Source organism: Lamprocystis purpurea DSM 4197, assembly GCF_000379525.1.
Lineage (GTDB): Bacteria > Pseudomonadota > Gammaproteobacteria > Chromatiales > Chromatiaceae > Thiodictyon > Thiodictyon purpureum.
Genome location: NZ_KB902385.1, coordinates 1 through 7,648 on the forward strand (window position 1 = coordinate 1; position 7,648 = coordinate 7,648).

The window sequence follows — 7,648 nt, forward strand, 5'->3', positions numbered from 1 at the left end:
GCGCGCAGGTGTGCGGCGACGTCCAGCCGTAGCGCGGCGGGATCGTGTTGCTCTTCGTCGATCTCACGCAGGTATAACGGCATGGCCGTCGGCATCAGACGCACGACCACCCACACCTGACGGGCGCTCAGTTCGAGGATCACCTGCGGCTGATTGTAGCCCCGATCGGCCAGCACGATGTCGCCGGCCTGCCAGGGGTAACGCGCCAGACTTTCCGCACCCTCGACCCCGGTCACTTGCACTACATGCAGGGTCAGGCACTACATGCAGGGTCAGATTGGTCAGGTCCAAGACCAAGTGCACCCGGTCATCCGTGCCCGTCGCACCCGGTCCTTGCAGCGACGACCCGTCCACCACCAGCAACCGGAAGCCTGTCACTGCCGTCATCGCCGCNGGCAACATGCGGTGCAACAACGCCTTCAGCCANGGACCGCACGCCATCAGGCGCTGGCGGATCGCGGTATCCGTGAGCCGTTCCTGCCACAACGTGAAACTTCCGGCCGTGGTACGCAGCGCTTGGTCCAANCCGCAGTACAACATCACCAACTGCAGCAGGTCCGCGGGTGTCCTGACTTTGCGACTGCGCGTAAACGCCTTGAACTCCCGTGCTTGCTCGGCATAGTCGGCCGGCAGTTCCTTCAGAAATTCCTCAAAAGCGACTTCGGCGAGCTTGGGTGCTGGCATCATGGCGGTCGAATCCCCGCACTATCGCCGATCTGTGCTTATTACTCAAGGGCTTGAGAGCTTAAGTTGGCGCCTATGGGTCAACACCCTGGTCATGTTCGAGGTCTTCTACCTCCTGAACAGCCGCTTCCTGATCGAGCCCGCCTGGCATCCGCGTGTCCTGATCGGTAACCCCTATGTGCCGCCGGCGATCGTGCTGGTGATCGGCTTCCAGTTGCTTTATACCTACGCGCCTTTCATGCAGGTCGCGTTTCACTCGGCCGCGCTCGATGCCGCCGCCTGGCTGCGGATCCTGTTGATTGCATCGACCGTTTTTGTCGTGGTCGAGATCGAGAAGGGACTGGCGCGACGACTCAACCGGGGTCATCTGTCCTGAGAGGCGTTCTTCCTGCGAATCGCATGGAAATGTCGCGAGGCCCGGTCACCAGTCCGCGATCCCGATTCGGACTATCATACCGGTCATTGACCTGAGTCTGATTTAGCGGCGATGCCTGCCGCGGGGAGCGAGTGACAGCCATGCCGAAACAGTCGTTGGACGTCGCCGCCATCCTGGCGACACTGCGCGCCAGGCAGCCGCTGGTGCACAATATTACCAACTATGTGGTGATGAACTCCACGGCCAACGCCTTGCTGGCGTTGGGCGCGTCGCCGATCATGGCGCATGCGATCGAGGAGGTCGAAGAACTGGTCGGGATTTCGGGCGCGCTGGTGCTCAATCTTGGCACGCTCTCCAAACCGTGGATCGAGGCGATGCTCAAGGCCGGCCTGTATGCGACGGCGAAGGGTATCCCGGTCGTGCTCGATCCGGTGGGTGCCGGCGCATCGCGGCTGCGCACGGACACGGCGCGCTCATTGCTGGAGCAGGTGCGCCCGGTGATTCTGCGCGGCAATGCCTCGGAAATTCTTGCGCTGGGCGGTGACATGGGCGGTGCGCGCGGCGTGGATACGCAACACACGGTGGCGCAGGCGCGTCAAAGTGCGGTGGCGCTGGCGAAGACCTTGGGGATGACCGTCGCGGTGACCGGCGCGGAAGACTATGTGACTGACGGCCGGCGCGAGGCCCGCATCCGCAACGGCCATCCGCTGATGGGGCGCGTCACCGGGACCGGCTGCGCCGCGTCCGCGGTGACCGGCGCCTTTGCCGCCGTGGAGCCGGATGCATTCGCTGCGGCGACGGCGGCGCTGGTGGTGCTCGGCGTGGCGGGTGAGTGGGCGGCGCAACGCGCCCAACATCCCGGCAGCTACGGCATCGCGCTGCTCGACGGCCTGGATGCGGTCACCGCGGAGGATCTACTGGCCGACGCGCGGTTCGACGTGGAAGCGACGATTTGAATCCGACGCCTGACTATTCGCTTTATCTGGTGACCGACGCCGAACTGGCCGGCCCGCGCGGGGTGGCGGCAGTGGTGCAGGCGGCGGTGGCCGGCGGGGTGACGATGGTGCAGTGGCGCGATAAAGATGGTGATCATGGCGCATCGCTGCCCGCGGTGCAGTGCCTGCGCGACTGGCTGCGGACGCGTCAGGTGGCTTTCATCATCAATGACAGCGTAGACCTGGCGCTGGCCTGCGCCGCCGACGGTGTGCATGTCGGGCAGGGTGACCTTTCCTGTGCGCAGGTGCGCCGGCGCGTGGGGACTGGGCTGTTGATTGGCGTCTCCGTCAGTACCCCGGCGGAAGCGCTGCAGGCCGAGCGCGATGGCGCCGATTATGTGGGCGTGAGCCCGGTCTTTGCCACGCCCACCAAGCCCGACGCGCCCGCCGCCACCGGGCTGGATGGTTTGCGTGCCATCCGCGCTGCGGTGCGGCTGCCGCTGGTGGCGATCGGCGGCCTCCATGCCGGCAATGCCGCCGATGTCGTCGCCGCCGGGGCGGACGGCATTGCCGTCGTCTCGGCGATCATGGCGGCGGCCGATCCGTGCGCCGCGGCGCAAGCGGTACGCGATGGCATCCTGGTGGGACGGCAAGCCCGATGCGCACCAACGACCGCAGTGGCCCGCTGCAACGATGGGGTGGCGGACAATCGGGTGACAGGGGCGGCTCGCTGACTATACTGGAGGCATTGCTTCCCAACGGCCATGTCAGTGCACCCAAGATGTCGCAGCCGACGACACGCTTACCTTTGGTCGATGACCCGCTCTGGTACAAGGACGCGGTCATTTATCAATTGCACGTCAAAGCCTTCTTCGACAGCAGCGGCGACGGCATCGGCGACTTTCCCGGCCTGACCGCGCGCCTGGATTACATCCGGGATCTGGGTGTCAACACCGTCTGGCTCCAGCCGTTTTATCCCTCGCCGATGCGCGACGACGGGTATGACATCGCGGACTATCGCAATGTCCACGCGGACTATGGCACGCGCCGGGATGTTCGGCTGTTCGTGCGTGCCGCCCACCGGCGCGGTATCCGTGTGATCACGGAGCTGGTCATCAACCATACCTCCGATCAGCATCCCTGGTTCCAGGCGGCCCGGCGAGCGCCGCCGGGCTCCCCCAAGCGCAACTACTATGTGTGGAGCGACACCGATCAGAAGTTCCTCGACACCCGGATCATCTTCACCGACACCGAGACCTCCAACTGGGCCTGGGACCCGGTCGCGCAGGCCTATTACTGGCACCGCTTTTTTTCCCATCAGCCCGACCTGAACCACAACAACCCGTCGGTGGTCAAGGCCATGATCCGGGTGATGCGCTTCTGGCTCGACCAGGGGGTCGACGGATTGCGGCTCGATGCGATCCCCTATCTGTGCGTGCGCGAGGGCACCAGCAACGAAAACCTGCCCGAGACCCACGCGGTGATTCGGCAGATGCGGGCGGTGGTGGACGCGCACTACAAGAACCGTCTGTTTCTCGCCGAGGCGAACCAGTGGCCCGAGGACGTGCGCGAGTATTTCGGCGAGGGGGGTGAGTGCCACATGGCCTACCACTTCCCGCTGATGCCGCGCATGTATATGGCGGTCGCGCAGGAAGACCGCTATCCGATGACCGAGATCCTGGCCCAGACCCCCGAGATCCCGCCCAGTTGCCAGTGGGCCGTGTTCCTGCGCAATCACGACGAACTGACGCTCGAGATGGTGACGCACCGCGAGCGCGACTACATGTACCAGATGTATGCGGCCGATCCGCGGATGCGCGTCAATGTCGGTATCCGCCGCCGACTCGCACCCCTGATGGACAATGACCTCGACCGCATCAAGCTCATGAACAGCCTGCTGTTGTCGATGCCTGGGTCGCCGATCATCTACTACGGCGACGAGATCGGGATGGGCGACAACTTCTACCTGGGTGACCGCAACGGGATGCGCACCCCGATGCAGTGGAGCCCCGACCGCAACGCCGGATTCTCGCGGGCCGACCCGCAGCGACTCTATCTGCCGCCGATCATGGACCCGGTCTACGGCTATGAGGCGGTCAATGTGGAGGCCCAGAGCCGGGAGCCGTCGTCGCTGCTCCATTGGATGAAACGGCTGGTCGCGGTGCGCAAGTTGCACCAGGCGTTCGGTCGGGGCACCTTCACGATGCTGCACCCCGGCAACCGCAAGATCATCGCGTATCTGCGCCAGTACGAGGGCGAGGTGATTCTCTGTGCGGCCAATCTCGCCCGCTCCGCGCAGCCGGTGGAACTCGACCTGAGCCGCTTTCGCGGCACTGTGCCGGTGGAACTCTTGGGCGGGACCCCGTTCCCGCCGATCGGCGAACTGCCGTATCTGCTCACGCTCCCCGGTCACGCCTTCTACTGGTTCCGGCTCGCGCCCCAGGCCGAGGTTCCGGGTTGGCACCAGGCGCCGCTGCATGGCATGGAATGGCCGGTGCTGGTGCTGCCGGCGGGCCTCGCGAGCTTCTTCCCGGAGCAGGCCGGGCCGGCCCGCGCCGCCCTTGCCGAGAAACTGCGCCGTCAGCTCGAACGCGAGGCACTGCCGCGTTTTCTCACCGGACAACGTTGGTTTGCCGGCAAGGCGGCGCCCGCGGACCGGGTCAGGATCGCGGCGATGACCGCGTGGTCCATCCCCGGCGGCACCTGGCTGCTGACACTCCTGTCCTGCGAGCAGGAGGATCAGACTGTCCAGCGCTACATCCTGCCGCTCGCGCTGGCGTGGGAGGGTCAGGACGAGGAATCGCTGCTCGCGCTCTCCGGCGTGACCCTGGCCCGGGTGCGCCAGCGTGCGCGCGTGGGCATCCTCTACGACGCCTTCGCCGACAATGCCTTCTGCAAGGCGGTACTCGGCGCGATCGGTGCCGGGGAGCGGGTGCTGTTCGAGTCGTATGCCGTGGCGGCGGCACCCACCAGCGCCTATGCCGGACTGGTCGCCGCCATGCCGGCCGAGCCGGCGATCCGGCGCTTGAGCGAGGCCAACAACAATGTCCTGGTGTTCGGCGAGCGGTTGTTTCTGAAGAGCTTCCGGCGGCTGCGCACCGAGGTCAACCTGGATCTCGAGATGGGTTGCTTCCTGACCGAGCACGCACCGGCGGTGCATGTGATTCCGGTCGGCGGATCGATCGAACTGCGGGAGACGGACGGCACCGTCACGCCCCTGGCATTGCTGCAAGGGTATGTCGAGAACCAAGGCGATGCCTGGGCCTATACCCTGGCCTACCTGGAGCGTTTCCTGACCCGCTCCCTGACGGCGGCGCCGAGCGGCGCCATGGCCGACGCCGAACCCCACGCCGGCTATGGCCTGCTGCTGACCACCCTGGGCCGACGGACCGCCGAACTGCACGCCGCACTGGCCGCCGCCCCGCAAGACCCCGCGTTCGCGCCGGAGCCGATCGGCCTGGAAGAACCGCAGGACTGGGTCGACCGCTTAGCTGAGCAGTCAACACTCACACTCCAATTGTTGCAGCGCACCCTCGGCACGCTATCCGGTCCGGCCTTGACCGCAGCGGGTGCGATCCTGGCTCGGAGTAGCCGCCTGCCGGCCGCGTTCGCCGAACTCGGACGCCCCGTCACGGCGGTGAAAACGCGGCTGCACGGTGACTTCCACCTCGGTCAAGTCCTGATCGTCGGCAGCGATGTCATGCTGATCGGCTTCGGCAGCGGGCCGGCCGAGGCGCTGCAAGCCAGACGCACCAAGGGCTCGCCGCTGCAAGACGTCGCCGGCTTGCTATGCTCGCTCGACAACGCGGCCGCCGCGGCCCTGATCAAACTCACGGCGGAGCGCCCGGAGGACCTGAAAACCCTGGAGCCGCTCGTCCGCTCCTGGTCCGGGGTCGCTCGCGACGCCTTCATGGCGGGGTATCGGGAGTCCATCTCGGGTTGTTCGGCGTGGCCGGCTGAGCCGGGTGCGGCAGAGCGCCTGCTTGCGTTGTTCTGTTTGGAGAAAGTCGTTCACGAATTGCAGGACGCGCTGAGCAACAGACCCGAGTGGGTGCAGGGACCGCTTGAACGCTTGCTGGGGCTGATGACAGCGCGGGCGGGAGAAGAGTTGCCAGTGACTTGAGCTTTGATACCTCTGATATAGCATTCGGACGGGATAACCGGGCGGGGTATGCCCCATCAATGCAGGAAGGCCGCCGGATTCTCGGCTCGGAGAAGCAGGAGGCTGTGGCTGTTCTGCTTGCGCACCCGGGTCCTGAGCCGCGCCGCCCAGCGGTGCGACGGCGGACCGGTCTCACTCCACCGGCAAGTCCAGGGAATCGCCGTAGGTCTCGATGCCCAGCGCCTGCGCTACGGGGATTGCCCGGGGGTCGATCATCGGCGAGATGACGATGAGCCGGTCGGCCTTGCGGTTGTGATGGCGCTCGTAGAAACGGGCCTTGCGCTCGAAGATGTACATGCCGCTCTTGTCGATGGATGACTTCAGCTCCATGAGCAACAGCATGCCATTCTTGACAATGATGTCGATCTCCACCTGATCCGGCCGCCCGAAGACCTCGCCGGCGTCGTCGAATTCACAGACGTTGCGCACGCTGACGCCGAAGCTCGTCTCCAGAATGCCGGCCAGGGCATTGCGGAAGGCGGTCTCGGATTGCAGGCCCCAGCGGGCGCCCAAGGCGCCGATGGAGCGGTCGTGCTTCTTCGCCTGGGCCATGATCTCCTCGTGAACCCGATCGAACGCCCGGCGGGACTCCTCCCACTTGCGGGCCTGCTCCTCGCGGTCGCGGCGCAGCTCGTCGAGGACACGGTCGAAGCGGTCGTCGGTCTGCACCCGGTCGGCGAAGTGTCCGCGGGCGATCTCCAGGACGTAGCGGCGCAGCTCCGGGTCGTCCCGCAGCAGGCGCGGGAGTTCGCGTTTGATGGTCTCGACGGTGATGTCCATGACTGGCCTCAAGCGGAGGATCACGGGCGACGGGTGCCCGCTTGCCCCGAATCATAAACCCTTTCTCAACTGGCCGGTGCTGCGGAGAAAACAGCACTCGCGGCGCTGGACGGATGCCGACGGAATCCGGCATCCCGGACGATGCAATGGCGCCGTACTTGCCCCCTGATGTCGGTCGCCCTTCGGGGCGACCGGGCCTACAGGATGTGCGGTGGCCGCCCTGCAGGGCGACCGACGGAGAAATCGCGTTTAGACCAGGACGCGGCACATGCGCTGCCCGGCTCCGGCNCCCCGCGGGGCCGGCCCTCAGGCCGCCGCCCCCTGTCATCCGTTGTGGGCTTGGAGGCTGCCGGTCCTGCATCCTCCTTGTCCAGCAGTTCTTGCAGCACCGTGATCGCCCCCTTGATGCAGGTAATCGTGGTCGGAGAGTAAGCCGGGTTCTCACCGCTGGTTAGACAGACGTTGGTGTTCTCTGTTGCCGCCTGGTTTCCCGGCGGTGCCACAATATCTCTGCCATACAGCAATTCGTTCCCGGCTCCTCGCAGAACCGGACTTGGAGTGTTACACCATCCGGCTCCCAGTTTGAGTCATCCACGGACGAACAGGGCAACATCGCCCCATCGACGCCGCGCGCCGTGCGTCCAGCGTAGCGCGCGATGCTTTGCTACCCGTGTGAAATGCTTGAGTTTAGTGGTCGCGGGCATAGTCCTC

The 7,648-nt window shown here is 65.8% G+C and carries 6 protein-coding genes; 4 read left to right on the forward strand and 2 right to left on the reverse strand.

Annotated features, from left to right (window positions below; genetic code table 11):
- Positions 1–236 (reverse strand): hypothetical protein (locus tag A39O_RS40300; protein WP_211211534.1); only part of this gene is annotated, 236 nt, incomplete at its 3' end.
- Positions 237–718: 482 nt separating this feature from the next.
- On the opposite strand from A39O_RS40300, the gene A39O_RS0104440 reads away from it, so the two are divergent.
- The 4 genes from A39O_RS0104440 to treS all read left to right on the forward strand — a co-directional run bounded on the left by A39O_RS0104440 (position 719) and on the right by treS (position 6,118).
- On the forward strand, positions 719–1,060 hold the full coding sequence (locus tag A39O_RS0104440; RefSeq protein WP_169338400.1) for a cation transporting ATPase C-terminal domain-containing protein: 342 nt from the start codon (positions 719–721) through the stop codon (positions 1,058–1,060).
- Between the two features lie 140 nt (positions 1,061–1,200).
- A complete protein-coding gene (gene thiM / locus A39O_RS0104445) occupies positions 1,201–2,016 on the forward strand; it encodes a hydroxyethylthiazole kinase (RefSeq protein ID WP_040527125.1) in 816 nt (271 codons plus the stop codon).
- Positions 2,013–2,729 carry a thiamine phosphate synthase gene (gene thiE / locus A39O_RS0104450; protein ID WP_020503501.1) on the forward strand — a complete coding sequence of 239 codons (717 nt, stop codon included), beginning with the start codon at positions 2,013–2,015 and terminating at the stop codon, positions 2,727–2,729. The genes thiM and thiE overlap by 4 nt, the downstream gene beginning before the upstream one ends.
- 47 nt (positions 2,730–2,776) lie before the next feature.
- On the forward strand, positions 2,777–6,118 hold the full coding sequence (gene treS / locus A39O_RS31960) for a maltose alpha-D-glucosyltransferase (protein ID WP_020503502.1): 3,342 nt from the start codon (positions 2,777–2,779) through the stop codon (positions 6,116–6,118).
- A gap of 171 nt (positions 6,119–6,289) precedes the next feature.
- Here the strand turns inward: treS and A39O_RS0104460 are convergent, their stop codons facing one another.
- A complete protein-coding gene (locus A39O_RS0104460) occupies positions 6,290–6,937 on the reverse strand; it encodes a PD-(D/E)XK nuclease family protein (RefSeq protein ID WP_020503503.1) in 648 nt (215 codons plus the stop codon).
- Positions 6,938–7,648: the final 711 nt, after the last annotated feature.